Consider the following 26,199-nt stretch of genomic DNA (forward strand, 5'->3'; position numbering starts at 1 on the left):
GATTGTTACTAATTGGAGGGATTATATGAACTTCATTTTACATGGATCTAAACATACAGTTTTAGCTTCCGTTTTTGACTCATTTCAAGGTAGGGAAAAAGAGTTTAATTGGCTTATAACAGACATAGAGATTGTCGCACATCAGGAAGAGAAACTTATCCGAGATTATCCTAAAATGTCGCATCCAATAGTTTGGATAGCAGGTGAAGATCTTTCAAATCTCGTAAAGAAATATAATCCTCAATTTATTTGGGGCGTACTATCTGCGTTTGATAAGTCTATAAACATTGATATTAATAATTTGCTTGTAGAGCCCTATGCAAATGGAAACGAAGGGCTCTGGGTACCAATTCCAAATATTCAGCACCCTCAAGCAAAACTTGAAATTGTTTGTTGGGATTCCAGTTTGATGTTGTTATTAAGTAATGATATAAATATTAATGATAAATTTAGAAATTACTTTAAAGAAGCTAGGGATTTAAATGCCTATAATTCGGAATTTTGATTTTAAATTTGGGTTTTCCAAATGAAGATTATGTAAATATATATAAGCAAACTTTCCTTTTAAGAAGGATTGCTTTTTTCGGTACTGGTGCAACCTTTAACTATGACCACGTAAATAAAATGAAAGATGTAATAGTAAGTACATTGAATAGTATTCTACTTTCTGGACGCTATGAATATGACCAAGTGGGTAACCGTACGAAGATGAAATATGAGAAAGTGCCGGCGGAAAATTAGCAGTATTTTAAGGTGTTAAATATGGTAAGAAGGCAGCAAAGTGGATAGGTAATAAGGAAAGGAATCTCTATATAAAAAATCAAGTTATCAAAGAACTATGAAGGTGAAATTCTCTCGCTGGAACTAAAAGAAGGATTAAATCAATATTTTAAAAAGGGAAAACAGTATATAGAAGTTTTTCCGCTAAAGAAAAACAGCTATCCGAAAGAACGTGTTCACCTCGTATATAAAAATATAGAAGTACAATCGAAGAATACATACCCAATCATGTCCGTAGCATGGGATGATTTGGATGATGATATCAAGGAATATTATGGATTAAAATAAAGGCGTTAAAATATAAAAAGTGCACCCAACAATCTGGGTACATTTTTTCATAACCATTATATATTCCTCCTCATCAATTCCCCAACCTGTGTCGCGATATACTCAATATCATCATCAATTTCATCCAATACGTAAGATTCCAAAATGCCCATGACAGCTGTTCCTAAAAATTTTAAAACGATATGTTTATCAATGTTTTTATTGACTGAAGTATTTGCATTTAGTTTTTTCTCTAGTTCACTCATGATGAACGTTAGGAACTTTTTTTGAAATGATAATGTGCTGTTGCTTCTAAATAACGATGCGAAAAATGGTTTGTGTTCTTTGAAGTATTCAAACCATATGAAAGTTCCTTCTATATAGCCTTTTGTTTGTTTTATATCGCATATTTCTCTTAATTGATTTAAATGATCATCCACAATTTTATCTAATAAATTGTACTTATCTAGATAGTGTAAGTAAAACGTTTTTCTTCCGATGTTTGCTTTTTCGGTAATGTTTTTAACTGTAATTTCATCAAATCCATCTGTAATTAACATTTCTATAAATGCCGATTGAATGGCGTTTTGTGATTTTATAATTCTTCTATCGATTTTCTCCATATGGTGTTCCTCCGTTGTTGATACACATATTTCGTTACGTGTGTATTATCACCCAAATGCGTAAATGTGGTCATTGAAACAAGTGGTTGCTCGCTTTATTATAAATATACACGTGAGTAATAACTCTCACAAGTGTAAAATTAAAAATAAGATAAGGGTGGTTTTATATATGGCAGTTACGAAGAAAAATGTAAGATTTTATGCAAGAGGTTTACAAGTTGCAGGTATTTTGAACATTCCTGAAGGTGCTGAGGAAAAGAAACAAAATGCAGCGATTGTTTGTGTGCATCCAGGTAGTAGCTGTAAAGATCAAACAGCAGGATTGTATGCCGAGAAGTTAGCGGAACAAGGATATGTAACGCTTGCGTTTGATGCATCATATCAAGGTGAAAGTGAAGGTGCGCCGAGGTATATTGAAGAGCCAGCTGCGCGAGTTGAGGATATTCGCTCAGCAGTAGATTATGTAACTACCCTTCCTTATATAGATGAAGAACGTATCGGTGTGTTAGGCGTGTGTGCAGGCGGTGGTTATGCAGTAAATGCTGCGATGACAGAGCGCCGCATTAAAGCGGTTGGCACAGTTGTTGGTGCAAATATTGGCCGATTAAATCGTGAAGCTGGTCCAATTGGGGTGTTAGAGGCGATTGGTAAACAACGTACTGCTGAAGCACGCGGAGCAGAGGAACTGATTACAAATTGGATTCCTAAAAATCAGGAAGAGTTAGTAGCAGCGGGTATGACCGATATAGATATTGTAGAAGCAGTTGAGTATTACACAACGCCACGAGGGCAAAGTGTTAACTCTCCAAATAAGCTAAACTTTACGAGCATGGGATCGGTAATTGGTTTTGATGCGTTCCATTTAGCAGATACGTTATTAACGCAGCCGCTGCAAATTATTGTCGGTAGCAAGCAAGGCGCATTCGGTTCTTATAAAGATGGTCATGAGCTGTATGAGAAAGCAGCTTCAGAGAAAAAAGATTTACTTGTTGTGGAAGGTGCGAGTCATTACGATTTATACGACCAACCAGAACCAGTAAGAATTGCAGTTGAAAAATTAACAAGTTTTTATAAAGAGCATTTGTAAAAACAATGTTGATATAAATGGTGCCTATAGTTGTTAGATACAAGTCTAACAACTATAGGTTTTTACTATGATGAGCGAAGTGCTTAATATTTACGTTATAAGTGCATAACAAGTTATAATAAAAGAAATCAATAAGGAGGCTGGCTGTGAAGAATCTTCGTTATCTCAATATATTTACCATATTAATTATATACACACTACTTATGTTTTACATCGGCTGGAACGGATGGGTTTGGCTTCATGCGGTATTTGGCTGGGAATCTTGGGGATATTATGCTTTCATAGTCGCATTTATTTCATATGCGTACATTCTCGTGCAAGTGTTTAAGTTTTTGCCATTTCTGCGAACGATAGGTTCGATTTGGTTTGCGGTCATACAATATGCGCTTATGTTGTTGCCATTAGCTAATATTATGGTCTTTCTTTTACAGTTTTCAGTGGAGAAAGAAGCGGCAATTATTTGGACAGGAACGGCTGTGATAGCTGCATTTATCTTTATCTTTGCGTATGGAGTATTTAATGCGTATAGTCCGGTAGTAAGAAAGTACGAGGTGCACATACCGAAAAAGGTAGAGGGGCGTAAAAGTTTACGCATTGCGATGGCTTCTGATATGCATTTCGGTAAACTGTCTGGCGTTTCGCATTTAAAAAGACTTGTTCGTCATGTAAATGAGATGGAACCTGATATTATTTTACTGCCAGGTGATATTATCGATGATCATCCAGGTGTGTTCATTCAAAAGAATATGGGACCAATCATGAAACAAATGAAAGCACCATTAGGCGTATATGGTGTTTTAGGAAACCATGAATACTACGGTAGAGCGGTTCCAGAGTTTTTACAAGAGATGGATAAGATTGATATTCGTATTCTTTTAGATGAAGTGATTACAATTGAAGATGACTTTTATCTCGTTGGAAGAAGAGATAAAACAGAGCGAGATCGCCAAAGCTTTGAACAATTAATGAGTACGGTAGATAAATCGATGCCTGTTATCGCAATGGATCACCAGCCATTTGAGTTGAAACAAGCAGCAGCGGCAGGTGTAGATTTATTATTATCCGGTCATACACACCGCGGACAAATGGCGCCCAATCATATTGTAACGAGAAGAATGTACGAGCTAGACTGGGGATACGCACAAAAAGGCGCGTTCCACGCAGTTGTTTCTTCTGGATTTGGATTTTGGGGACCACCGCTTAGACTTGGTAGTAGGTCGGAGATTGTGCAGGTAGAAGTTACATTTGAATAGGGGTTATGAAATAGAGAGCTGATGGCTCTCTATTTTTTCAATAAAAACAAATAACAATAAATATTTATGTTGGTGCTAATTTCATAAAAGAGACTCGATTAAAATAAAGGGGGATTGTAAGTGATCATATCAGATGTACTATACGGAGAATTTGAAGTGGATCAAGTAGTAGAAGAATTAATTTTAAGTAAGTCTGTGCAAAGACTAAAGGGAATTCATCAAGCAGGCGCAAGTTACTTAATGAACGAGAAATGGAATGTAACTCGCTTTGAGCATTCAGTGGGTGTTATGTTATTAGTGAAAAAACTAGGTGGTTCAGTAGAAGAACAGATTGCTGGTTTACTACATGACGTATCACATACTGCTTTTTCCCACGTGATTGATTACGTTTTTGATAATAAAGATGAAAGTTATCATGAAGAAATATTTAGTTCTGTTGTGAAAAACTCAGAAATTCCAGCGATCCTTGCGAAGCATGGTTATAACTATGAAGATATTTTATTAGATGATTCGAAGTGGACGTTACTGGAAAGATCAGCGCCCGAATTATGCGCAGATCGAGTGGATTATACATTACGAGATATGTATACATATGGTTATATTTTTTTAGAAGAAGTTCACAGTTTTTTAGAGGATGTCATTGCAGTAGAGAAGAGAATGGTTCTTCAAAGTATCGAAATGGCAGAGTGGTTTACAGAAACGTATTACAAAGAAGTAATTGATTTCTTTATGCAACCAATGAATATTTACGGAAATGATATGTTAGCGAAAACGTTAAAGGTAGCTCTTCATAAAAGGATTATTCATGCAGATGATTTTCTTCTTGAAGATGATGAGCTTATTTCGAAATTACAGCAATGTAATGACCCCGAAGTAGAAGTTTTATTAAGCAAAGTTCATCCAAATATAAAAGTAAAAGAAGATAGAAACGATTATGATTTACATCAGAAAAATAAAGTGCGTCTTATTGATCCGCCGTTACTTTGTGAAGATGAAGTTATTCACTCGTCTGTTGTGTCAGAAAGCATAAGACAGATGAATGATATTGCTTATGAAAAAGCGGTGAGAGGGATGTATGTGAAATTGATTTCGGAATAAAAAAGAAGTAGCGCATCTTTTTTAGAGCGCTACTTCTTTTTTATTAATTATCAAACCAATTCCAAATCTCAATATCTCCAAGAGTCGCATAACGTATGTGCGGGGAGTTTTGTAATTTTAATAACTCTTTCGACGGGCCAGTAATAACAATTCCGTATACTTTTACACCGTTATCTTTTACATATTGATAACGTTTATCTAAGTTTAGTTCTTTCTCAGAAAGCGCTGCTATTTTGCTTACCGTTTTTTTATGGATAGAAAGGACGCGCATCATTTCGGTTACTTTGTCTTCTTGCGTTTTCTGCCCGTCAGTTTCATTATCGAGGAATCTTACATTTTCTGGAAACCCTATAACTTCTCCGCCATGTAGGATATAGTTATCTACATTTTTTCTTTCTTGCCCTGTATCTAAAGCGTACCATACAGGAGTTGGAGGGAGTTCTTGTGCCTCAAATATACTATATAAAAGCGGTTCTAATTCTTTTAAAGTGTAAGCTTTATCAAAAGAAATTGCTACTTCTGCAACGGTTCCATCATGTACTTTTGCAAGTGTATCCCATACTTTTTTTGATGAATCCTTTAAATAATCACCCTGCTCTGTTTTTGGATGAACAAAGAAGAGTTTTGGTTGATAGAACGGATTCATCCAAGTTCGCTTCGTAACATCTACAGATGATAAGAAGCTTTTTGTTTCTATTGTACCGAGGGGGATTTCTTTTTTACCCACGGTTCGTACTAAATCAAATTGGCTATTCGTACGGAAAAAAGCTTCTACACTTGTTCCGCCTCCCATAACACGGCTATTTGGGATCGTTGCTTCAAGTGTAAGCGAAGGAACCTCTCTAATTTCTTCTAGCCTTTTATCATTATTAGCTTGAAAATAAAAGGCTGATAATACCCCGCCGATTATATAGATAACGATGCAAATTGATAATATAAAACCAAACGTTTGTAAACGATGTTTCCACTTAATTCTCCAAAAAGGAACTTTAAAATCTTTTGGAGGTAACTTTTTCTTAATTGGTTCGGTTTTTGTTAACAGCTCATCTAAGTAAGCTTCACACTTTTCACATGTCTCAATATGACTTTCTAACTGCTCTTGTTCATTATGGGTGAGTGTCCCTTTTCCATATTTCTCCCACAGTTTTTTGAATTCTGCACAACCCATCTGTATCACTCCTTTATGCTTTTCGTGTCTTTTCGTCCGCGGTGTAATTCAATTTTTACTTTTGCTAATGAGAGACCAGTCATTTCTGCTATTTCCTTATAGGAGAATCCATAGTAATCTCGTAGTAGCAGGACATTTCGTCTTTCGAGCGGAAGAGAAGATAAACTTTCTAACCAACTAGCGATCTCAAATTTTACGAAATATTCATGTTCTGTACTTGGCGCGTTTGGTAAATGGAATTCTTCCACTGTAGTTGTTTTATATTTTTTTTCTTTTCGATACCAATCGATAAAGGCGTTGTAGGCAATTGTAAATAACCACGGCCTAATTTCTTCCCCTTTATAATAGTCAATATGGACGAGCATTCGGTAAAATGTTTCTTGCATGAGATCTTCCGCATAGGGGGAATCTCCGGTTAGGGAGAGAAGATAGCGAAATAAATCACGCATATGATCTGAATAAATATCTTCTAATGATTGTTTGCGTTTCACTAATTTCCCTCCCTTCATACATAACAACGAAATACATATAAAAAAGTTACAATTTTTTATGGAATTATAGTAAAAAACGTCAAGAATTGGATTGCGTTCTCTTTTATCATAATACATATAAGGCGGGTGAACAGAGATGGAAAGCTATGAAACACAAATTCAAAGGTCAATTGATTATATTGAGGAAGATGTAATGGAAAAACAAACGCTGCGTAATTTAGCTCGCATTGCAGGTTTTTCTGAGTCGCATTTTCACCGTGTATTTCAGGCATTAGTAGGTGATACAGTAATGGAGTATGTTCGAAAGAGGAGGTTAGCCCGGGCAGCTTATCAACTTTCTCATACGGATGAAAAAGTTATTGATATCGCGTTTGAACATGGCTTTCAATCTCACGAAACGTTCACGAGAGCCTTTAAAAAATTATTTAAAATGACACCGAGTGAATATCGAAAACAAGAAATCGAAACACCGATGTATTACAGAGTGAATGTAAAGCAAAGAAAATTAAATCCGTATTTAGGGGGCATACAAATGGAATATCGTATTGTAAATAAACCAGAATTTTTAGTGGCGGGTTATGAATTGAAGACGACAAGTAAAGAAGGGAAAAACCATCAAGACATTCCAGTATTTTGGCAAGAATATTTACAAAAAGATCTTGGGACAACGATTCCGAATCGTAAAGATACGAGTCAATGGGTAGAGCTTGGATTATGTACTGATTTTAATTTAGAAACAGGAGACTTCACTTATATTATCGGAATGGAAGTTACAGATTTTGAAAATGTACCAAATGAAATTGCAAAGCGTACTTTCCCGGCAGCAACATATGCAGTATTTACAACGCCGAAAGTTCCTCATGAAGAAATGGTATCGTCTATTCACCAAACTTGGAATGCAGTATTCTCAGAATGGTTCCCGCATTCAGGATATGAACATTGCGGAGTTACAGAGTTTGAACTGTACGATGAGCGTTGCCACGAAGATAAGAGTGAGTTTGCACAAGTAGAGCTTTGGATACCGGTGAAGAAAAAATAATAGGGTAAGAGCGAATCATTGGGAGATGGTTTGCTTTTTCATAAAGGGGGAAATAGGAAAATGTTCAAAAAACTAGAATGTGTATCTATACATACGAAAGATATAGAAAAATCAGTTTCTTTCCATAAAGAAATGGGAATGAAGCAAAACTGGATGATAGAAAGAGAAATAGAAGAAGGAGCTATTTGGACGTTAATAGGATTGAAGTTTCCAGATGAGAAAAGTTCGGAGTTAGTAATAAGCAATCATCCGGATATTAATTTTACGGAAGTCGAAGTATTAGTAGAAGATGTACAACAAACGTATGAAAGTTTAAAAGATAATAAAGATGTAAAGTGGATTCGCGAACCATTTCCAACAGAATCAGGACATGTTGCAGTGATGGAAGCACCTGATGAGAATGTGTTTGTGTTAGTAGGGAAATAGCTGAAATATGGAGTGACCTTTCATAGTGAGTTATGAAAGGTCATTTTTACTTTGTATAGTAGTAGAGGAAGTAGGTTAGTATTGTCAATTTTTGTCGGTAAGTCGATATATTTCGGAAATCGCTGATATATTCAAAAAATCGCTGATATAATTTCATATACCGCTAAAACACCTCAAAAAAACGATCCACATAATTTCAATTACCGCAAAATTCTTCTAGAAAAGAAAAAAGACGCCATATAGCGTCTTTCCTACGAACGAAACGGAAACACAAGAATAATCGTCGTTCCTTTTCCGAGTGCACTATCAACGGAAATTGTCCCGTTATGAGCATGAACGAGCTGTTTTGTAATGGCTAGGCCAAGTCCAGTTCCGATGTTGCTTTCTTCTGTGTTTGTTCCGCGGTAATATCGTTCAAATAGAAGTTCTTTCGTTTTTTCATCCATTCCTTTTCCGTCATCCGAAATGGAGAGTATAAAGGAATTGGCGTTTTGTGATAGTTTTACGATGACAGTAGTTGTTTCGTTATTATGTTTTACAGCATTTACGAGTAAGTTTTCGATAATACGCTGGAACCATTTTTCTTCAATGAAATATTGAATTTTATTTGAGCTCGGTACGAATTCAATATTTTGATTTTGAAGTGTTGGATTATTAATAAATTGCAATAATACTTTTTGGACGAAATGATTGATTTCAACGTTTACGTGCTGTGCAGGAAGGCTATTATTTTTTAATTGATACGTTAAGCTTAAATCATCAATTAATGTCGTCATATATTGAGATTTCTCTTTCATAACACTACCAAATTGTTGAATATCACGATCGGTCCAGTTGTATTGATTTGATTCTAGTAATAATGCGTAGCCATATATAGAGCTAAGTGGTGTTTTTAAATCATGCGTTAGACCGGTAATCCATTCTTCTCGTGTTTGCTGAAGTACTTGCCTCATCGCATCATTTTTCTTGAGTGTAATAGAAAGGTGTTCTAGTGAACTTGTCACATCTCTAAACAAACGGAATGACCATTTTTCTTTACCAGATCGCCGGAACCTGACAGGCTTTCCTTTTTTACTAATAGGTTCTTCATACTTTCCACCAGCGATATTTTTAAGCCAGCGCATCGCATGTAATAACGGTTTCCCGAATTTATTACCATACCAAATAGAAAGAATGACTAAATAAACAAATACGATAAGAAGGATTAATCCGCATCCAATGAGAAACTTCTTAGTAAATACATCTTCAATTTCGTCATCTGGGTAGTAGTGATCATTTTTTGCAGTTACAACGAGAAGGTTGCCACTATTTGCATCGTAAAAGCTAGACGTGTTTTCTTTATGATTCCAAGGTTCTTTTTCATTAAGGGCGATTTGTATGGCTGAAAATGTTTTTTTCTTTCCGGTTGTATAAGAAAAAACCTCTTCGCCATTTTGATTAAATATTTGAAGTGCTGCTTTTTCTTTAGACAGTAACTGTTTTTCTTGATCTGTTAATGTGAACGAATCCATTGTTAAAGAGGAATGCTCCTTTTGAATTGCTGTTAGTAAAGCATTGCTTTTTAACATACCACCATAAATAACAAGTACTTTCTTTTCTTCTAATTCAATTTCCCAATATGTAAATTTATAATTACTTTCGATATGATGTTGTATATATGCGACTAAAGATGTCTTCGTATAAGCATTCGGAACATCATTTGGTGTATTAAAGTGGTAGAGGATTTTTCCGTTTTCATCTACAACTTGGAGCCAATCATTTTTCTCCTTTATTAAATCTTGCACTTCAGATTGTAATGAAATATGCCCATCTTCTGAAGAGATGTATCTTGAAATCGTAAAACTATCAGAATCTGGAATGTTAGGTTCATATAAAGTACTAGTAAGAAGAAAAATTAAATAAGTAAAAGCAGCAACTACAGCGATAAGTAATGTAACTAAAACAAAAACGTGTTGCATGATAAATTGAATAATAAGTCGTTTATTAAAATTCATATCGTCACCCTACTTTGTAACGAACTTATAACCAAGGCCGCGAACAGTTTTTATATATTCTGGTTTACTTGGATCGTGTTCAATTTTTTCACGTAGTTTTCGAATGTGGACCATAACAGTGTTGTCATCGCCATTATAGGCAGGTGCTCCCCAAACTTTTTCGTATATTTCCTCTTTCGAAAATACGTAGTTCGGATTCTCGCAAAAGAAGAGTAGTAGTTGAAAGAGTTGAGCGGAACATTCGACAATGTGACCATCCACTGTCAGTTCTGCAGAGTGTTGATCAATTTCAAATCTTCCAAATGAAATCGAGTGTGATTTTTGTTCGTGCGGTACTGCTTGTTTCATATGTCTCCGAAGCTGTGCTTTCATGCGTGCTACTACTTCTAATGGATTAAAGGGCTTCGTAATATAATCATCCGCACCGTATGAAAATCCAGATATTTTATCTAAATCAGATGCTTTTGCTGATAGGAAGAAAATGGGACAATCTGTTTGTTGGCGAATGATTGGACAAATATCAAAACCAGATTGTCCAGGAAGCATTACATCTAAAATAATTAAATCGTAATTGTTTTCCTTAGTTAGAGATAAAGCTATTTCAGCTGATGTTGCAGTTGTAATATGAGAAAAACCTTCTTTTTCAAGAATGGTAGTTAGTAATTGTAAAATTGCTGTTTCATCATCAACGAGTAAAATATTTGCTTGGTACATAAACATCCCTCCTAATTTTCTCGAATATCATATCATCCTTTTGTAACTTATGGAATTTTTAAGGAAATTTTAAGGTTTTCTTTCGCAAAAAATTAAGAATCAAATGATATGATAAAAGTAACATAGGGGAGGAGATGAGTGTGAATCCGTTTCAAGTGATGCGAGCTAGATATTTTTTAATTGTATTTGCACTATTAATTTTAATAGCGAGAAGTAGTGGCGAGTTGCTAACAAGTATATTTCATATACAAAATTCTTCTTTTATAAATATCCTTATATTCTATATCCTTCCGATGGTATGGATTTTTTATGAGTATAAAAAGCATCGCATTTCATTTTCATTGTTTGTTAATAAAAATGAAACATTTAACTTGGTGCAAGTTTTATACATTACGGTTATGTTATGCATATTTAGTTACGGGTATCTTATTTTGTATATGTATAGTTTTGCATGGATCACACCAGACTTTATTATGAATGCATTGCATGAACCGATTATAGATAGTACTGGGGGATATGTATATCAAGTCATTAGGGTTGTATTCATCGCACCAATTATCGGGGAGTTTGTTTTTCGCGGATTTTTACTTCAACGCTTTGCAACAAAATGGGGAACGAGCATAGCGACCATCGTTGTAGCAATATTGTTTGCATTGTTACATGTTGATTTCCTCGGTGCAGCCATATTCAGCATCGTATTGTCGATCGTATATATTCGTACGGAAAGTTTACTCATGCCAATTGCAATACATATGTTAAACAATGCATTTGTAATGGGCGCGTCTTTTTTAATAAGTAGAGAAAAAATTATGAGTTTTGCAGACTTCTCAAATTATACGACATTCTTTCCTGGACTTATTATATTTATAACGGGATTAAACTTAGTACTTATCTTTTTATTTGTTAATCGCAAGTATTGGAGTAAAGAAGTGCCAGTTATATATGCAGAGCAGGAAAAGAGCTTTTCAGATGTAGTCGGGAGTAAATAAGATGAAGAAGACAGTTGAAAAAATATTAAAAGAAATTATAGATGCTACGTCTATTGCAGATATGTGTGATAAAAGCTTTTGTAATTGGATTCAACCTGTAGTATTTGTTTTCTAGTAATCATTTAAAAGAAAATATTATTTCTCTTCTTATTGTATTAGGAGTTGTACTAATATTTGGTCTAATTGTAGAAGAAATGATGAAGCGCATCTTCAGAAAAAATGGAGAGAAGTATATGTGGGTTCATAAAGTATTCGAGAAAGTAATAGTGGCTTTCCTTTTGTTTTATAGTATGAAAACAATCATTTACTTTATAGCTTTGAAACATCATTAATTCTAAATTTGAAAGGGATGTATAAAATTATATGAATGAAACGATATCATCAAATAAGTTTTTTTATTTGATTTTACTTAGTCTAGTGTTAATAACGACAGTGAATGTTATTTTGCGCTGGGAGGAAGCTTACTTTTTCATGTATTTAGCGCTCCATTTGTTGGGGATTTTATGTATAAGTGGTGGAGTCTTTACTGAAAAAAAGAGTGAAGAAAGCGTTAACTATATGTGTGTGATCGGTCTTATTTTACTTTTAGCTGTACAGGGTATTATGAAATATAGTTCCTTCTCTTTACAAGATTTTAGTTTATTAATAGATGTACTTCCTTAAAGAGGCTCTTTATGTTATCTAAAAAGCAAGTAGGGTACGTACTAGTTTTAATCGGATTTTTTAAGATTATCCCGCTATTTGCCGGGCAGTAAGACCCCACTGATTAAAGTTTCGCTTTATTATAACGACGCTATTCTTTCAAGACTATGAGTATATTTGATATGTAAAAGGCGTTGGTTTGTAAGTGCTTCCGGATTATGAACCGAAGAAAGTGTTTAAAGATAGGTAAAACTCTTCTTATGTAGAAGAGTTTTTTTATGTAAATAAAAAGATCCAGAGCAATTCACATAATAAGCTTGTTCTAATTTAGCGTGTACGAACTTACAATAATAATAGACAGGCAGCATAGAGGAGGGAATAGCGTGAGGAAGGTTATTGGTTGGTCGCTTTTTTTGTACGTTGGATTTGCGTTACTTATATATTGGTATTTATTTGGATGGAATCATGAACTTATTCCGGACATGTATAAAGGAACAAGTGCAGATCCAGAAACGTTTATGAGTGCTAGAGAGCTTACGCTAAGCCAAGATTATTCGCGCGTGAAAAATTTACTATACTTTTTAGCGACGCCTCTTGAATGGATTATTTTATTATTTGTACTTGTGCTAGGTATTTCAAGAAAGTTTGAGAAATGGTCGAAGGAAACGACTAAAATAAGTGTCTTGCAAGTTGCGATTTATCTCTTTTATTTATCATTACTGACAACAGTGCTTGCCTTACCGATGCAATGGATTGGCCGGAAAGTATCCGTTGATTACGGCATTTCAACACAAAGTACACAAAGCTGGATAAAAGATCATGTTATCGGTTTTTGGGAAAGTTATGCGACTATGTTAATTGTAGTTACCGTTCTATTATGGCTTATCCGTAAATTTCCGAAGAGGTGGTGGCTAGCAGGGTGGGCGCTCTCTGTTCCATTTACAATCTTTTTAACATTCATACAGCCTGTCGTTATTGATCCGCTTTATAACGACTTCTCAACGCTGAAAAATAAAGAATTAGAAACGAAAATTTTAGCGATAGCAGACAAAGCTGACATTCCTGCTAAACACGTATATGAAGTAAATATGTCAGAAAAAACGAATGCATTAAATGCTTACGTAACAGGAATTGGTCCTAACGCCCGTATTGTAATGTGGGATACAACGCTTAAGCAGTTAAAAGATAAAGAGATATTATTTATCATGGCTCATGAAATGGGACATTATGTTATGAAGCATATATACTTTGGCGTTGCAAGTTATGTATTGCTATCGTTTATAGGTATGTTTTTAATTAGTCGTATTATAAATATGTGTATTCGCAAATGGGGAGATACATTGCAAATTTCAAAAGTGGCATGTTTCTCCATTTTACCTTTATTTTTCTTAATTTCTTCTATACTCTCTTTTGCAGCACAACCAGCAACAAACTACGTTTCACGTATAGAAGAAAGAGCGGCAGATCAATATGCTTTAAATATGACGAAGGACGGGAAATCTGGTGTGAAAACTTTTCAATATTTATCAAAAACAAGTTTAAGCCAAGTAAATCCGCCTGCGTTAGTGAAGTTTTTCTTATACACCCACCCACCAATTTTTGAAAGAATTCACACGTTTGAACAATATGAGAAACAAAGAAAAAAGGAGTAGCTATTATGCTACTTTTTTTTATAGAGATATAAGTTTCATATTGGGAATATTTATCATTGCTTTTTATTGAGATTTTGTAAATAATAAGCTATAAAATTCTAAAAATCTATATATAAAGGAATAAAGGTGGAAAAATGTATTTTTTACAAAATTTAAAAGTGAAATATAAATTATTATCGCTTATTTCATTAGCAGTTTTAGGTATGGTAATTATGAGCAGTGTAGCAATTAATTCCATTAATAAGATTAAGCACGATACAGAGGTTGTAGTAGATGATTATCAATATTCTGCAATTTTATTAGAAGGAATGCTTCGCACACAAAATTCACTAGAATATAACTTATTAGAATTAATTACTGCATCACAAAATGAAGTGGCAAATAAAGAGGGGATAATTGATAATATTGAAAAGGATCTTAAAAAATATGATTCTTTATTAAAAGAATATGATGATGGTTTTAATTTAAGTAAGCAAGAGGATGAACTGTTTCAGAAGATGAAGAAATCTTTGCCAAGTTATAAAGATACATATAAAAAATTATTTGAAAAGGCGAAGGCAACAAATGAGTCACAAATGGTAAATGAATTTCAGAAGGAATTAAAACCGAAGGGAATAGAGTTAGCTGGTTATGCAGTGGATCTAGAATCGTATGTTTCAAACTTAGCTGATCAAGTGTTTAAAGATTCTCAAAAAATGATTGATCGATCCGTTATTACCTTTATCATTCTTGTAGTAGTTACTACAATCGTTATATGTATAGTAAGTTATATTATTAGTAGGCTTATAGTTGCTCCGTTACAAACGGTTAGTCGTATGATGGAAAGAGCGAAAGAAGGAGATTTAACTGTACATGGTGATTATAATGCTAAGGATGAATTAGGTGTATTAGTAAGTAATTTTAACGAGATGATTGCAGGGCTAAGAACAAATATGCAAGAAGTAGAGAATAATATTCAGCTTTTATTCCAACATGCAGACGGAGTAGCATCTGCATCAGAAGTATCTAGTAGTGCAGCGAAGAAAATCACTATGGATATTGAAGAAGTTGCAAATGGTGCAGAGAGTCAAATGCAAGCAATGGAACAAACTGCGGGTGCGATGGAAGAATTGACACAAGGAATGCAGAGTATAGTCAATACATCGTCCTCTGTAAATGAATTGTCTGCTCAATCAGCATTAGATGCAGAGAATGGTAACAAATTAATGAAACAAATGATTCAACAGATGGATACAATCCAAAATTCGGTACATAGCGGTGTGAAACAAGTAGAGACTATGAAAGAACAATCAGAAGAAATTGTTAAAATCATTGATGTTATGCAAGGTATTACCTCTCAGATTAACTTATTAGCATTAAACGCCGCAATTGAGGCTGCACGTGCTGGTGAAAGTGGTAGAGGATTTGCAATTGTGGCAGATGAAGTGCGGAAATTAGCAGAACAATCTAGTGATTCTGCAAAACAAATTGAGAATCTTATTACTCAAGTTATGGGAACAACGAACCATACGGTACATATGATGGGGAAAGTAGATAATGAGGTACAGGCAGGTACACAAGTAGTAATGCACACAGAAAAAGTATTTGGAACAATTACAGAAAAAGTACAGCAAGTATCTGAGCAAATTCAAACGGTATCTATGTCTACAGATGAAATTGCAGCGAGTAGTGAGGAAATCTCGGCTTCTGCAGAAGACATGGCTCAAATTTCCCAAAGATCATCTGACCGAACTGATAGGGTAAAAGAGTCTATTCAACAGCAAGAAAAATCTGTTCAAGAGATTTCGGTTTCAATTGAACATATGCATAACGCAGCAGGAAAATTAAAACAAATAGTTGGCCAATTTACTCTTCAAAAGTAGTAGCATATTTGAGTGTTAATAAATATAAAAAAGCATCCTCTTTTAAGAAAAAAGGATGCTTTTTTTATTACTACTATTCTTAGATTTCGAGCATTTTCAAGGTGATGATCTGTACATACTAGATTTGTATATTACTTATTTTTTGACAGTTTAAGACATTTATCGACGAGAATTATTTCTGTATTAGTGTTTTTAGATCCTGCTGTTGCAATATTATTAGATACTGTTTTTACCGGATTTAGACCAACTAGTATGCAAGTAGTAGGGATTATCCTTATATTTGTAGGGATGGCGCTAACTTTTCGCAAGGGAAGAGAAGGCGAGTTATCAGTGGAGAGGAATGCTACCTCTGAAATATAAATCATGAATATAGTAACCTTCATTAGGCATCTCCTTTACGCGCCAATAAAGGGAAGTTGTAAAGTGAAAAGGAGTTTATAAAGAGATTGTAGAATGTTTTAGTATATAACACCTTAGATGTGACAACTTCCTTTTTGAAAAAGGAAGAAGGAGGCATAAAGCAGAAAGGTAGTGGAAATATTTCTTCTAGAAGATTTGCATTTTATCTTACATTCACCAAAAAATAGTACTCCTGAAACAATGAAGTTCATTTTATTTGAATGAAATAGGGAGAGAGGACGATGAAGAAAAAAATATTGGGTGTAATGATGATTGCGACAATGGCAGGAGGGATATTTGCAGGGACGAATGTGACGCCTGTAAAAGCGGAAGAGTATCCACAAATGATTGTGTTTGAAGATGTTCCATACGGGTTTTGGGCATATGACGCTATTATGGATTTAGCATATCATAAAATTATATTAGGGTATGGAAACGGGAAGTATGGTGTTGGTGATCTTACAACACGTGAACAAGTAGCTGGTATTATTTACAGAACACTTGAAATGAAAGAAGAAGGATCAGTAGCGAATCCGTATAAAGATATTTCTGATAGTACAACAACTTTTAAAAAGGAAATTTTGGCGTTAACAAAACGTGGTGTTTTTACAGGGGATGGGCAAGGGAACTTTAGGCCGAAAGCACCAGTCTCTAGAGCGGAAATGGCTGTCATTTTAAAACGAGCATTTACTTTTGAAACGAAGCAAAAACATACATTTAAAGATATTCCAAAAGGCCACTGGGCAGAAGATGCAATTAGTGCGCTACAATCTAATAATGTTGTAAGAGGAACTGGGAATGGCATGTATGAATTAAATCGCCCTGTACCTAGAGAACAATATGCTCAATTTATTAATAATGCGATTATTAATTATCATTTGAAAGAGGATTGGAGATAGAGTGAAATATGAAAGCACAAATAGAAATATTTGTGCTTTTTTGTTTGTTTAAAAAAGAATTATTATTCGTTTTTATGTATTTTTAATGTTATACATAAGCTTTATAATCAACCCCATAAAAAAGACATGATGTGTAATATGATTCACAAAACCGTCACGAAATGTGTCGGAAAATATATTGTTACTATACTATTTGTTATGTATATTTGAAAAAACATATACATATTGGGGAGGAAATGTAATGAGCAAAAAATTATTAAAAACAGCTACAGCATTAACAATTATGGGTGGGGTGTTATTCTCAGCAGAGAGTAACAATGTAAAAGCGGAAAGTGCACCGTTGCAAAAAACAAATACAATTGTATTTAAAGATGTACCAAAAGGGCATTGGGCATATGAGGCGATTCATGATTTAGCGGAACAAGAAATTATTTTGGGATATGGCGATGGAATATTCGGTTTTGGGGATAATGTAACACGTGAGCAAGTTGCAGCTTTAATTTACCGTGTGTTTGATATGGAAGAACAAGATGAATATGAAAACCCATATGGAGATATCGATGAAAATTCAACAAGCTTTATCGAGGAAATATTGGCTTTAACGGAAATGGGAATTTTCCAGGGAGACGAGAATGGAAACTTTAGACCGAAGGCGACGTTAACGCGTGCGGAAATGGCACAAGTTCTTACGAATGCTTTTGACTTACAGGCAAAGGGATCTCATAACTTTAATGATGTTTCAGCAAATTCATGGGCAACGAATGCAATTAGTGCAGTACAAACAAATGGTATTACAATGGGAATCGGAGAAGGTAAATTTGGTCCGTCTATGAAGGTAACGAGAGAACAATACGCACAGTTTTTACATAGAGCAATATTGCATGATATGGAACAAGGGCAGTAATAAAGTTTAACTAGTCAAAGTGAAATTTAAAAATAATACAAAAAGGTCGTTGTTGTATAACAGCGGCCTTTTTTTGTATGAAATAAAGCGCGAAAGAATGGCGTTTTGAAAAAAAATGAAGTGAATTTTCAAAAAAAACTTCCTTTTCTGAAGATTTGTTATATAATATAAAACATGAAATCAAATCTGTTATAAAACAGTTTAAGAAGGGGATGCTAATATGTCGACGCAAACTTCACGGGTTACACTCGTTGGAGAAATGTTACCAGCGTACAACGAAATATTGACACCTGAGGTGCTTAGTTTTTTGAAGGAACTACATGAGAATTTTAATGAGCGCCGCATAGAACTTTTACAAAAACGTGTAGAAAAACAAAAGAGAATTGATGCAGGGGAGTTTCCGAAGTTTCTAGAAGAAACAAAACACATACGTGAAGCGGATTGGACAATTGCCAAGCTGCCAAAAGACTTAGAGGATCGCCGCGTAGAGATTACTGGACCGGTAGATAGAAAGATGGTCATTAACGCTTTAAATTCAGGAGCGCATCTTTTTATGGCGGATTTTGAAGATTCGAATTCACCAACTTGGGAAAATGCAGTGGAAGGTCAAATCAACTTACGAGATGCAGTAAAGGGAACGATTTCACATGAAAATGATAAAGGGAAAGAATATAGATTAAATGAGAAAACAGCTGTACTCATTGTACGTCCAAGAGGATGGCATTTAGAGGAAAAGCATATGCAAGTTGATGGGGAAAATATGTCAGGTAGCTTAGTAGATTTCGGCTTGTACTTTTTCCATAATGCGAAAGCTCTTTTAGCAAAAGGGAGCGGCCCATACTTTTACTTACCGAAAATGGAAAGTTATTTAGAAGCGAGATTATGGAATGATGTATTCGTATTTGCTCAAAAATATATCGGCATTCCAAATGGAACGATTAAAGCAACTGTGTTACTGGAAACGATTCACGCTTCGTTTGAAATGGATGAAATTTTGTATGAGCTAAAAGATCATTCTGCTGGCTTAAACTGTGGAAGATGGGATTATATTTTTAGCTTTTTAAAGAGTTTCCGTAATCATAATAAATTCTTACTACCAGATAGAGCACAAGTCACGATGACAGCGCCATTTATGCGTTCGTATTCTTTGAAAGTAATTCAAACGTGTCACCGCCGTAATGCACCAGCAATTGGAGGAATGGCGGCACAAATTCCGATTAAAAATAATCCAGAAGCGAATGAAGCAGCTTTTGAAAAAGTGCGTGCTGATAAGGAGCGCGAAGCTTTAGACGGTCATGACGGGACTTGGGTTGCTCACCCTGGACTTGTACCGGTTGCAATGGAAGTATTTAATCACATTATGAAAACACCAAATCAAATTTTCAGAAAACGTGAAGAAATATGTGTAACAGAAAACGATTTACTAGAGGTACCGGTGGGAACGATTACAGAAGAGGGCCTTCGCATGAATATTAGCGTAGGTATTCAATATATTGCATCTTGGTTAAGCGGACGGGGAGCAGCACCCATTTATAACTTAATGGAAGATGCGGCAACTGCTGAAATTTCAAGAGCACAAGTATGGCAATGGATTCGTCATGAAGGTGGAAAACTAAATGATGGTCGTAATATTACGCTTGAATTAATGGAAGAGCTAAAAGAAGAAGAATTAGCAAAAATAGAAAGAGAGATTGGTAAGGAAGCCTTTAAGAAAGGGAGATTCCAAGAGGCGACAATGTTGTTTACAAATCTCGTTCGAAATGATGAATTCGTACCATTTTTAACATTACCAGGTTATGAAATTTTATAAAAAATGAAAAGGGGATGGAATAAATGAAAAACGAAAGAATCGAGAAATTACAAGAAAGCTGGGAATTAGATGAGCGTTGGAAAGGGATCACACGTCCATATTCGGCAGAAGATGTAATTCGCCTGCGCGGATCCATTGATATTGAACATACATTAGCGCGCCGCGGTGCTGAGAAGCTTTGGACATCGCTTCATACAGAAGACTATATTAACGCACTTGGCGCATTAACAGGAAATCAAGCGATGCAACAAGTAAAAGCTGGGTTAAAAGCGATTTACTTAAGTGGTTGGCAAGTGGCAGCTGATGCAAACCTTTCTGGACATATGTATCCAGACCAAAGTTTATATCCAGCGAACAGCGTACCTGCTGTAGTGAAACGAATTAATCAAACACTTCAACGTGCGGATCAAATTCAACATATGGAAGGAAGCGATGATACAGACTATTTCGTACCGATTGTAGCAGATGCAGAAGCTGGATTTGGTGGACAATTAAACGTATTCGAACTGATGAAAGGTATGATTGAAGCAGGTGCATCAGGTGTGCATTTTGAAGATCAATTATCTTCAGAGAAAAAATGTGGCCATTTAGGTGGAAAAGTACTACTACCAACGCAAACAGCGGTACGTAATTTAATTTCTGCACGTCTTGCAGCAGATGTAATGGGAGTGCCAACAATTATCGTTGCAAGAACAGATGCAGATGCAGCTGATTTAATTACGAGCGATATCGATCCTGTTGATAAAGCATTTATTACAGGAGAAAGAACACCAGAAGGATTTTACCGTACGAATGCAGGTCTTGATCAAGCGATTGCGCGCGGTTTAGCGTATGCACCGTATGCAGACCTCGTTTGGTGTGAAACGTCGGAACCAAATTTAGAAGATGCAAAACGATTTGCGGACGCAATTCATAAGGAGCATCCAGGAAAGTTACTTGCATATAACTGTTCACCTTCATTCAACTGGAAACAAAAACTAGATGAAAAAACAATTGCGAGCTTCCAAAAGGAAATCGCATCTTACGGTTATAAGTTCCAATTCGTAACACTTGCTGGATTCCATTCATTAAATTACGGTATGTTTGAACTAGCACGTGGCTATAAAGAGCGCGGCATGGCAGCATACTCTGAACTACAACAAGCTGAATTTGCAGCAGAAAAACACGGCTACTCTGCAACACGTCATCAACGCGAAGTAGGAACAGGTTACTTTGATGAAGTTGCACAAGTGATTACAGGCGGAACTTCATCAACGACAGCGTTAAAAGGATCTACAGAAGAAGCACAGTTTACGAAATAAAAGGAAGGGGCACCTGTTTGAAGGGGGCCCCTTGTTATTTTGTGAACGATTCGAAAAGAGATATCAATTTATCGGCAAAAAACGATACTAACTTTTCTTTATTACTAAATCAACGCCACTCAGCCCTATGATTACGAATAAACTTCATATCTTTCTCATAATGCTCTAGATGTCCTTCATCAATCATTCTTTGGAAATTCAAGTCGCCTTCTTGCGCTTTTCGTTTCATATATGTACATAACCCTTCTAATCGTAGCAACACCATTCCTAAGTAATCTTCATCCATATTTTTACCATAGGACTGAACGAATAATTTCACTCTCTCTTTAATACGATCTGCATGTTGCGATGATTCATAATGAATGGCTTCACCAGATTCTGTATAATACACTCTACTTAAAGGCACACAAGTATAAAGTGTATAAGCGATATCCCATAGTCTTGGACCAGGAGCAGCAACATCGAAATCAATAATCCCTACTGGCTTCTCATTATTAAAAATAATGTTATATATGGCAAAATCATTGTGGCATAAAACCTCAATGTTATTTGGCGTGTGATCCATCGGTTTCCAATCATCTAATAACGGAAAATCACTTACAGCATCATGGTAAAGGCGGAGCATCTTTGCGATTCCTTTTAATACATCATTAGATCGCATATATTCTTTTAAAGGATAATTCCCAGCTTCTCCTTCAATAAAGGATAAAACCTCTCTATCTTCTTCATCTACACCTAAAAACTTTGGAGTATAATGAAATCCTTTGTTTTCTAAGTGTTGTAATAGCTTATGGATTTTTGCGCTATCTGGCTTTAACTCTCGACGAACAGTATTTTCAGAACGATATACGTTCGAAACGTTTCCGCCTGTTAGCTTTTCTTCGTTATCGTAGTTTGACATGTAAAAATTCCCCCTATAATTAAAAAATCCAATTCCAAATAGTGAATAGACCAACAATGGCAGAAAAGAGAAGGCAAGCAAGGAATGCTAGACAGCCAAAAGGAACTAGCTTATCTTGCCATGTTTCTTTATACTCATAAATTAACTCCTCTGCTACTTTCTTCTGCACTGAAGATAAAGGTTGATCTTTATACAAAGCTTTTATATGGTTAGAATCCCCTTTAAACTTTAAAGCGCGTGCAATATGATGAGGGTTATTTCCCATTGATTTCTCAAATAATAAACATGATTCATGCATAATATCTGTTTTATGCTCCTCTAGATACCAGTAACGTCCAGCCATTTCTGGATATTGTAATTTATAATAAATATCTCCGAGTTGTTTTCGAAGATGTAATTCATTTGGGTATGTAAAGATGAGGCCGTGCAATCTGTCTCTTGCTTTTCCAAGATTATTATTTTCAATATCCTCTTCGATTCTTTTTAATGTTTTTCTAGGAATTTTGTTGTTCATAAATTCCTCCTTATTTGGAATAGAGATAATTATATTTTATAAGAAATACTAAAAATTAGAAATTCCATTTTAGAAAAAGATTGTACATTTTATTTTAATGTGCTATGATGATGTCAGTTGAATAGTTAAATTAAGCAATCCATATGTTATCAAGTGCTGAAAACGAACGAGAAAAAGTATGTGAGAACTAGTTTATGTTTCGTATTTGATAATGTGTGGATTCTTTTTTTAGACAGGAAGACTAAAAAATTTAAAATTTGTATTTTCTTAGGAGGAAATAATTATGGCAGTAACAGGACAAGTAAAATGGTTTAACAACGAAAAAGGTTTCGGTTTCATCGAAGTTCCAGGCGAAAACGACGTATTCGTACACTTCTCAGCAATCGAAACTGACGGTTTCAAATCTTTAGAAGAAGGTCAAAAAGTTAGCTTCGAAATCGAAGACGGTAACCGTGGACCTCAAGCTAAAAACGTAATCAAACTATAATTTTATAGTTGATGATGGAAAAAAGGATGGCTAATGCCATCCTTTTTTTTTTTTAGGTTGTGCAGAAAATTTTTTCAGAGCCTGTTTTTATATCTAAATCTCTTTTTCTATGTTACAACTGGTAAAAAATTATCGGGAATGCGTATTAGTTTCTGTATAAGAATTAGTTCAGCAAGAGCATTTGCTGCGTATGATAGTAAATAACTATAAGTTTGTATTCTTTATTGAAATAGGGGAATCTTTTCCAGATAGACCTTGAGTCTCATCTTTTTTGTTAGTATTGTTATTGGAATTTTGTACGTTTTGAGATGATGTTTCTAACAGTTGTTCTTGTTCCTTGCTAGGAGTATTCAGAGCATCTGAGGGGATGCTATTAACCTGCTGACTTAATAGATTTTCTTTATCCATAGTATACAACTCCTTTTTAGAATTCGATAAAAAGCAATGTAATTATAAATAGCTACTTATATATATTGTGTTTTTGAATGACATTATATACAAAACTTATATTACAAAGTTAATTAATTGACGAATTGTTAGTGATGGAAAAAGATGTACAAATTTAAATTTTTTAGTAAAAATTAAAAGCGGGTAACAAGTACAAATTTAAATTTTTTAGTAAAAATTAAAAGCGGGTAACAAGTACAAATACTCTTTCTCATGTTTTATATAAGGATCATATTACAAATCAAAAAAGATGTAGAGAACCTTGGAAGAAAATATAGTTGTTTTTCTAAGGGTGAAGAAGAATAAATAAAATGATACTACAAATGTAAAAAGGCTTTCCAAAAAGGAAGGCCTTTTACTCTTTTTTCGCTACGTTTTTCTTCTCACGTTTTTTACATTCTGTACATTTTGATTTACGAAACGGTTTGGCAAAGAATAGCAGAATAAAAAATAAACCGAATATAATACTAGCTGAATTTTTCACGATAATGACGCTACTATTTTTCATTTGAATCGATGGTTGGATCTCTTTTTCTTCCATAGTGGCCCTCCATATATTGGATTTACATTTTAATTATAACAAAGTTAATTGTTGTAATGATGTGAAATGAGGAAGTGATTTCAAATATTTATAGCAGTATAAATGCTTTTTTGTGCACAATGCCATCTTGTTATTTTTATATATTTATTTTGAAATTTGAAGAATGTTTGATAAATAATAAATTAATGTAAAATAGTAGAATGTGCAATCCGTTTTCTTTTCATAGGTGCTAAAATTATATATGCAGCTGCTAATATAAATGGAAAAAAGGAGATAATAGAGTATGGAAAGTAAAGTGGAACGCTATGTCGAAAATTATGTTGTAACGAAAAATACGATGGCCTTACTTCCTGTTATTCTAAGTGAAAAGAAAATTGTTACGCGAGTCGTTGAAATGAATGATTCTTTTTTCGTATTTCAAAAACCACTAGATATTATAGAAAGAAGTTGCCGAAAGCATGGTTCTAGTTTCTTAGGCAGAAAAGAAGGAACGAAAGAATTAACTCATATTACACATAAAGCACCGATTGCGATTAGTCCTACAGATCAACTTTATTTTTTCCCTACCTATTCTTACTCTAGAAAAGAGTGCGCTTGGTTGTCTCATTTTTATATTGAAGGTAATAAAGAATTAAAAGATGGAAATCTTATTATTAGGTTTATAAATGGCTTTGCTGTGAAATTAGAAATATCAAAAACTAGTTTTGAAAATCAACAAAATCGTACAGCGAAATTGCGTACTGAATATGAAGATCGTAGGAAAAAACAAGGGAGCCCTTGTTTTAAAGAGATTGATAAAAAAGAGGAATCAACATTAAGACCTGCTTATGAGAGAGTGTATTTTGTGAAGGAAGGCGAAGTGTGAAAGGATGGGGGAATCATCCCCATTCTTTTTTTGTTTATCCGCTATTTACCGGGCAGTAAGACGCACACATCAAAATTCAGCGAAAGCAAAGAAGTTAGGTGGGGGCCCTGCTGCCTGTAAAAGCCGGATTGGTGAGGGGTGATTAAAGTTTCATTTTATCAATCTTTATAGATAAAGAGATGTGTTAGAAAAACCGAGTTGTAATTTCATTTACCGATAAAAATACCGGAAAACCACCTAAATAACAAAACGAACGACATTTCCTGTCGAATATTGATAGATTATCATAGCTAAATAATGAAGGAATTCTTATGAAAGATATGGAAACTTTAATAAATACATCTCCATATGTCGTATCTACCATTTCCTCTTTCATATAAGCAATGATACAGTAGGGATAGTATTTAGAGTAAAGGGGTAAAGTGTAGAATGGATTTTCAGACAATCAAAGAGTATTTTTCACCAGAAAATATGGATCATATTGTTGAGAGTTATAAAGCGTTCGGACCACTTCTTGGTATTGGTTTACCGATGATAGAGGCGTTGATTCCAGCATTACCGCTTATTGTATTTGTACTGGCGAATGCTGTTGCATTTGGCTTTTGGCTCGGTTTTCTTTATTCATGGCTTGGATCAGTAATGGGTGCATTACTTGTCTTTTTCATCATCCGCCATTTTGGTCGCAGTCGTTTCTTTTCGTTTGTAAATAAGCATGAGAGAGTAAGAAAAGCAATGGGGTGGATTGAAAGGAAAGGATTCGCACCGATTTTTGTTATATTTTGTTTTCCGTTTACACCGTCAGCGCTAATAAATGTTGTCGCTGGTTTATCACGAATTAGTGTAAAACAGTTTGGGCTAGCGTTAGCATTCGGAAAACTTGTGATGATTTTTATTTTAACGTATATCGGTCATGATTTAATGTCATTTATTCATAATCCGGTGAAATCAGTCATTGTAGCGATTGGTATTTTTATTTTATGGTATGTCGGTAAGAAAATTGAAGTAAAGTTAGAACTACATTAAGAATAGTCTTCTTTGTAAAGGAA

27 protein-coding genes and 3 pseudogenes are annotated in these 26,199 nt (G+C 34.8%); 21 read left to right on the forward strand and 9 right to left on the reverse strand.

Annotation, left to right across the window (positions count from 1 at the left end; translation table 11 throughout):
- Positions 1–25 precede the first annotated feature (25 nt).
- Complete coding sequence (locus tag BCG9842_RS05345) at positions 26–505, forward strand: hypothetical protein (RefSeq protein WP_001009366.1); 480 nt, start codon at positions 26–28, stop codon at positions 503–505.
- Positions 506–513: 8 nt separating this feature from the next.
- Positions 514–741 carry a hypothetical protein gene (locus BCG9842_RS31555; RefSeq protein ID WP_012614766.1) on the forward strand — a complete coding sequence of 76 codons (228 nt, stop codon included), beginning with the start codon at positions 514–516 and terminating at the stop codon, positions 739–741.
- 383 nt (positions 742–1,124) lie between these two features.
- Here the strand turns inward: BCG9842_RS31555 and BCG9842_RS05355 are convergent, their stop codons facing one another.
- On the reverse strand, positions 1,125–1,670 hold the full coding sequence (locus BCG9842_RS05355; RefSeq protein ID WP_000411005.1) for a TetR/AcrR family transcriptional regulator: 546 nt from the start codon (positions 1,668–1,670) through the stop codon (positions 1,125–1,127).
- A gap of 169 nt (positions 1,671–1,839) precedes the next feature.
- Between BCG9842_RS05355 and BCG9842_RS05360 the strand changes: the two genes are divergently transcribed.
- From BCG9842_RS05360 to BCG9842_RS05370, 3 genes are all read left to right on the forward strand, one after another.
- Entirely contained in the window at positions 1,840–2,757 is a 918-nt protein-coding gene (locus tag BCG9842_RS05360; RefSeq protein ID WP_000301547.1) for an alpha/beta hydrolase, read from the forward strand.
- Positions 2,758–2,903: 146 nt separating this feature from the next.
- Positions 2,904–4,010: a metallophosphoesterase gene (locus BCG9842_RS05365; protein ID WP_000793738.1), complete on the forward strand. Its 1,107-nt coding sequence runs from the start codon at positions 2,904–2,906 to the stop codon at positions 4,008–4,010.
- 120 nt (positions 4,011–4,130) lie between these two features.
- Positions 4,131–5,108: an HD domain-containing protein gene (locus tag BCG9842_RS05370; protein ID WP_000587057.1), complete on the forward strand. Its 978-nt coding sequence runs from the start codon at positions 4,131–4,133 to the stop codon at positions 5,106–5,108.
- A gap of 43 nt (positions 5,109–5,151) precedes the next feature.
- Here the strand turns inward: BCG9842_RS05370 and BCG9842_RS05375 are convergent, their stop codons facing one another.
- Together BCG9842_RS05375 and BCG9842_RS05380 are read right to left on the reverse strand one after the other, a co-directional pair.
- Positions 5,152–6,276, reverse strand: coding sequence for an anti-sigma factor (locus BCG9842_RS05375; protein WP_000501649.1), 1,125 nt, complete (start codon positions 6,274–6,276; stop codon positions 5,152–5,154).
- Between the two features lie 5 nt (positions 6,277–6,281).
- Complete coding sequence (locus tag BCG9842_RS05380) at positions 6,282–6,767, reverse strand: RNA polymerase sigma factor (RefSeq protein ID WP_000823972.1); 486 nt, start codon at positions 6,765–6,767, stop codon at positions 6,282–6,284.
- A 136-nt stretch (positions 6,768–6,903) separates the two neighbouring features.
- Here BCG9842_RS05380 and BCG9842_RS05385 point away from each other — a divergent pair, with 136 nt between their 5' ends.
- Positions 6,904–7,806 carry an AraC family transcriptional regulator gene (locus BCG9842_RS05385; RefSeq protein WP_000446840.1) on the forward strand — a complete coding sequence of 301 codons (903 nt, stop codon included), beginning with the start codon at positions 6,904–6,906 and terminating at the stop codon, positions 7,804–7,806.
- Positions 7,807–7,866: 60 nt separating this feature from the next.
- Positions 7,867–8,232: a VOC family protein gene (locus tag BCG9842_RS05390; protein WP_000473631.1), complete on the forward strand. Its 366-nt coding sequence runs from the start codon at positions 7,867–7,869 to the stop codon at positions 8,230–8,232.
- 251 nt (positions 8,233–8,483) lie between these two features.
- Here BCG9842_RS05390 and BCG9842_RS05395 read toward each other — a convergent pair whose 3' ends face one another.
- Both BCG9842_RS05395 and BCG9842_RS05400 read right to left on the reverse strand, forming a co-directional pair.
- Entirely contained in the window at positions 8,484–10,226 is a 1,743-nt protein-coding gene (locus tag BCG9842_RS05395) for a sensor histidine kinase (protein ID WP_001010453.1), read from the reverse strand.
- Between the two features lie 9 nt (positions 10,227–10,235).
- Positions 10,236–10,940, reverse strand: a complete 705-nt coding sequence (locus tag BCG9842_RS05400) for a response regulator transcription factor (protein WP_000283858.1) — start codon at positions 10,938–10,940, stop codon at positions 10,236–10,238.
- Positions 10,941–11,080: 140 nt separating this feature from the next.
- Here BCG9842_RS05400 and BCG9842_RS05405 point away from each other — a divergent pair, with 140 nt between their 5' ends.
- From BCG9842_RS05405 to aceA, 11 genes and pseudogenes are all read left to right on the forward strand, one after another.
- Complete coding sequence (locus tag BCG9842_RS05405) at positions 11,081–11,929, forward strand: CPBP family intramembrane glutamic endopeptidase (RefSeq protein ID WP_001067992.1); 849 nt, start codon at positions 11,081–11,083, stop codon at positions 11,927–11,929.
- A gap of 1 nt (position 11,930) precedes the next feature.
- Positions 11,931–12,261: pseudogene (locus BCG9842_RS05410) on the forward strand (hypothetical protein).
- A gap of 31 nt (positions 12,262–12,292) precedes the next feature.
- Positions 12,293–12,592, forward strand: a complete 300-nt coding sequence (locus BCG9842_RS05415; protein ID WP_001006048.1) for a DUF2101 family protein — start codon at positions 12,293–12,295, stop codon at positions 12,590–12,592.
- 362 nt (positions 12,593–12,954) lie between these two features.
- Positions 12,955–14,223: a M48 family metallopeptidase gene (locus BCG9842_RS05420; RefSeq protein WP_001233326.1), complete on the forward strand. Its 1,269-nt coding sequence runs from the start codon at positions 12,955–12,957 to the stop codon at positions 14,221–14,223.
- 134 nt (positions 14,224–14,357) lie between these two features.
- A pseudogene (locus tag BCG9842_RS31990) lies at positions 14,358–15,137 on the forward strand (MCP four helix bundle domain-containing protein); the annotation flags it as partial.
- Between the two features lie 156 nt (positions 15,138–15,293).
- Complete coding sequence (locus BCG9842_RS31995; protein ID WP_407091010.1) at positions 15,294–16,085, forward strand: methyl-accepting chemotaxis protein; 792 nt, start codon at positions 15,294–15,296, stop codon at positions 16,083–16,085.
- A gap of 58 nt (positions 16,086–16,143) precedes the next feature.
- A pseudogene (locus tag BCG9842_RS31880) lies at positions 16,144–16,445 on the forward strand (EamA family transporter); the annotation flags it as partial.
- 281 nt (positions 16,446–16,726) lie between these two features.
- Positions 16,727–17,383, forward strand: a complete 657-nt coding sequence (locus BCG9842_RS05435; RefSeq protein WP_000727105.1) for an S-layer homology domain-containing protein — start codon at positions 16,727–16,729, stop codon at positions 17,381–17,383.
- A gap of 241 nt (positions 17,384–17,624) precedes the next feature.
- On the forward strand, positions 17,625–18,287 hold the full coding sequence (locus BCG9842_RS05440; protein ID WP_012614769.1) for an S-layer homology domain-containing protein: 663 nt from the start codon (positions 17,625–17,627) through the stop codon (positions 18,285–18,287).
- A 220-nt stretch (positions 18,288–18,507) separates the two neighbouring features.
- On the forward strand, positions 18,508–20,097 hold the full coding sequence (aceB, locus tag BCG9842_RS05445) for a malate synthase A (RefSeq protein ID WP_000107342.1): 1,590 nt from the start codon (positions 18,508–18,510) through the stop codon (positions 20,095–20,097).
- Between the two features lie 23 nt (positions 20,098–20,120).
- Positions 20,121–21,398, forward strand: coding sequence for an isocitrate lyase (gene aceA / locus BCG9842_RS05450; RefSeq protein WP_000787346.1), 1,278 nt, complete (start codon positions 20,121–20,123; stop codon positions 21,396–21,398).
- Positions 21,399–21,507: 109 nt separating this feature from the next.
- On the opposite strand, the gene BCG9842_RS05455 is transcribed toward aceA, so the two are convergent.
- Positions 21,508–22,299, reverse strand: coding sequence for a phosphotransferase (locus BCG9842_RS05455; RefSeq protein ID WP_000073811.1), 792 nt, complete (start codon positions 22,297–22,299; stop codon positions 21,508–21,510).
- Positions 22,300–22,318: 19 nt separating this feature from the next.
- Positions 22,319–22,813, reverse strand: a complete 495-nt coding sequence (locus tag BCG9842_RS05460; protein WP_001060337.1) for a DUF6584 family protein — start codon at positions 22,811–22,813, stop codon at positions 22,319–22,321.
- Positions 22,814–23,096: 283 nt separating this feature from the next.
- Between BCG9842_RS05460 and cspA the strand changes: the two genes are divergently transcribed.
- Entirely contained in the window at positions 23,097–23,300 is a 204-nt protein-coding gene (gene cspA / locus BCG9842_RS05465) for an RNA chaperone/antiterminator CspA (RefSeq protein WP_000301518.1), read from the forward strand.
- Between the two features lie 204 nt (positions 23,301–23,504).
- On the opposite strand, the gene BCG9842_RS05470 is transcribed toward cspA, so the two are convergent.
- Complete coding sequence (locus tag BCG9842_RS05470; RefSeq protein WP_000356915.1) at positions 23,505–23,708, reverse strand: hypothetical protein; 204 nt, start codon at positions 23,706–23,708, stop codon at positions 23,505–23,507.
- A 394-nt stretch (positions 23,709–24,102) separates the two neighbouring features.
- Positions 24,103–24,288: a hypothetical protein gene (locus BCG9842_RS05475; protein WP_000391375.1), complete on the reverse strand. Its 186-nt coding sequence runs from the start codon at positions 24,286–24,288 to the stop codon at positions 24,103–24,105.
- 283 nt (positions 24,289–24,571) lie between these two features.
- On the opposite strand from BCG9842_RS05475, the gene BCG9842_RS05480 reads away from it, so the two are divergent.
- Both BCG9842_RS05480 and BCG9842_RS05485 read left to right on the forward strand, forming a co-directional pair.
- Positions 24,572–25,153: a competence protein ComK gene (locus BCG9842_RS05480; protein WP_000444446.1), complete on the forward strand. Its 582-nt coding sequence runs from the start codon at positions 24,572–24,574 to the stop codon at positions 25,151–25,153.
- 429 nt (positions 25,154–25,582) lie between these two features.
- Entirely contained in the window at positions 25,583–26,176 is a 594-nt protein-coding gene (locus tag BCG9842_RS05485; protein ID WP_000347517.1) for a TVP38/TMEM64 family protein, read from the forward strand.
- The last annotated feature ends 23 nt before the right edge of the window (positions 26,177–26,199 follow it).

The sequence above is a fragment of the Bacillus cereus G9842 genome (assembly GCF_000021305.1).
Taxonomy (GTDB): domain Bacteria; phylum Bacillota; class Bacilli; order Bacillales; family Bacillaceae_G; genus Bacillus_A; species Bacillus_A thuringiensis_S.

Coding starts and splice junctions, on each gene's coding strand:
- BCG9842_RS31995 (WP_407091010.1), top strand. CDS start 15,294: ATGCAAGCAATGGAACAAACTGCGGGTGCGATGGAAGAATTGACACAA.
- BCG9842_RS05355 (WP_000411005.1), bottom strand. CDS start 1,670: ATGGAGAAAATCGATAGAAGAATTATAAAATCACAAAACGCCATTCAA.
- BCG9842_RS05475 (WP_000391375.1), bottom strand. CDS start 24,288: ATGGAAGAAAAAGAGATCCAACCATCGATTCAAATGAAAAATAGTAGC.
- BCG9842_RS05400 (WP_000283858.1), bottom strand. CDS start 10,940: ATGTACCAAGCAAATATTTTACTCGTTGATGATGAAACAGCAATTTTA.
- BCG9842_RS05480 (WP_000444446.1), top strand. CDS start 24,572: ATGGAAAGTAAAGTGGAACGCTATGTCGAAAATTATGTTGTAACGAAA.
- BCG9842_RS05385 (WP_000446840.1), top strand. CDS start 6,904: ATGGAAAGCTATGAAACACAAATTCAAAGGTCAATTGATTATATTGAG.
- BCG9842_RS05390 (WP_000473631.1), top strand. CDS start 7,867: ATGTTCAAAAAACTAGAATGTGTATCTATACATACGAAAGATATAGAA.
- BCG9842_RS05455 (WP_000073811.1), bottom strand. CDS start 22,299: ATGTCAAACTACGATAACGAAGAAAAGCTAACAGGCGGAAACGTTTCG.
- BCG9842_RS05415 (WP_001006048.1), top strand. CDS start 12,293: ATGAATGAAACGATATCATCAAATAAGTTTTTTTATTTGATTTTACTT.
- BCG9842_RS05440 (WP_012614769.1), top strand. CDS start 17,625: ATGAGCAAAAAATTATTAAAAACAGCTACAGCATTAACAATTATGGGT.
- aceB (WP_000107342.1), top strand. CDS start 18,508: ATGTCGACGCAAACTTCACGGGTTACACTCGTTGGAGAAATGTTACCA.
- BCG9842_RS05460 (WP_001060337.1), bottom strand. CDS start 22,813: ATGAACAACAAAATTCCTAGAAAAACATTAAAAAGAATCGAAGAGGAT.
- BCG9842_RS05395 (WP_001010453.1), bottom strand. CDS start 10,226: ATGAATTTTAATAAACGACTTATTATTCAATTTATCATGCAACACGTT.
- BCG9842_RS05360 (WP_000301547.1), top strand. CDS start 1,840: ATGGCAGTTACGAAGAAAAATGTAAGATTTTATGCAAGAGGTTTACAA.
- cspA (WP_000301518.1), top strand. CDS start 23,097: ATGGCAGTAACAGGACAAGTAAAATGGTTTAACAACGAAAAAGGTTTC.
- BCG9842_RS05435 (WP_000727105.1), top strand. CDS start 16,727: ATGAAGAAAAAAATATTGGGTGTAATGATGATTGCGACAATGGCAGGA.
- BCG9842_RS05470 (WP_000356915.1), bottom strand. CDS start 23,708: ATGGATAAAGAAAATCTATTAAGTCAGCAGGTTAATAGCATCCCCTCA.
- BCG9842_RS05345 (WP_001009366.1), top strand. CDS start 26: ATGAACTTCATTTTACATGGATCTAAACATACAGTTTTAGCTTCCGTT.
- BCG9842_RS05485 (WP_000347517.1), top strand. CDS start 25,583: ATGGATTTTCAGACAATCAAAGAGTATTTTTCACCAGAAAATATGGAT.
- aceA (WP_000787346.1), top strand. CDS start 20,121: ATGAAAAACGAAAGAATCGAGAAATTACAAGAAAGCTGGGAATTAGAT.
- BCG9842_RS05375 (WP_000501649.1), bottom strand. CDS start 6,276: ATGGGTTGTGCAGAATTCAAAAAACTGTGGGAGAAATATGGAAAAGGG.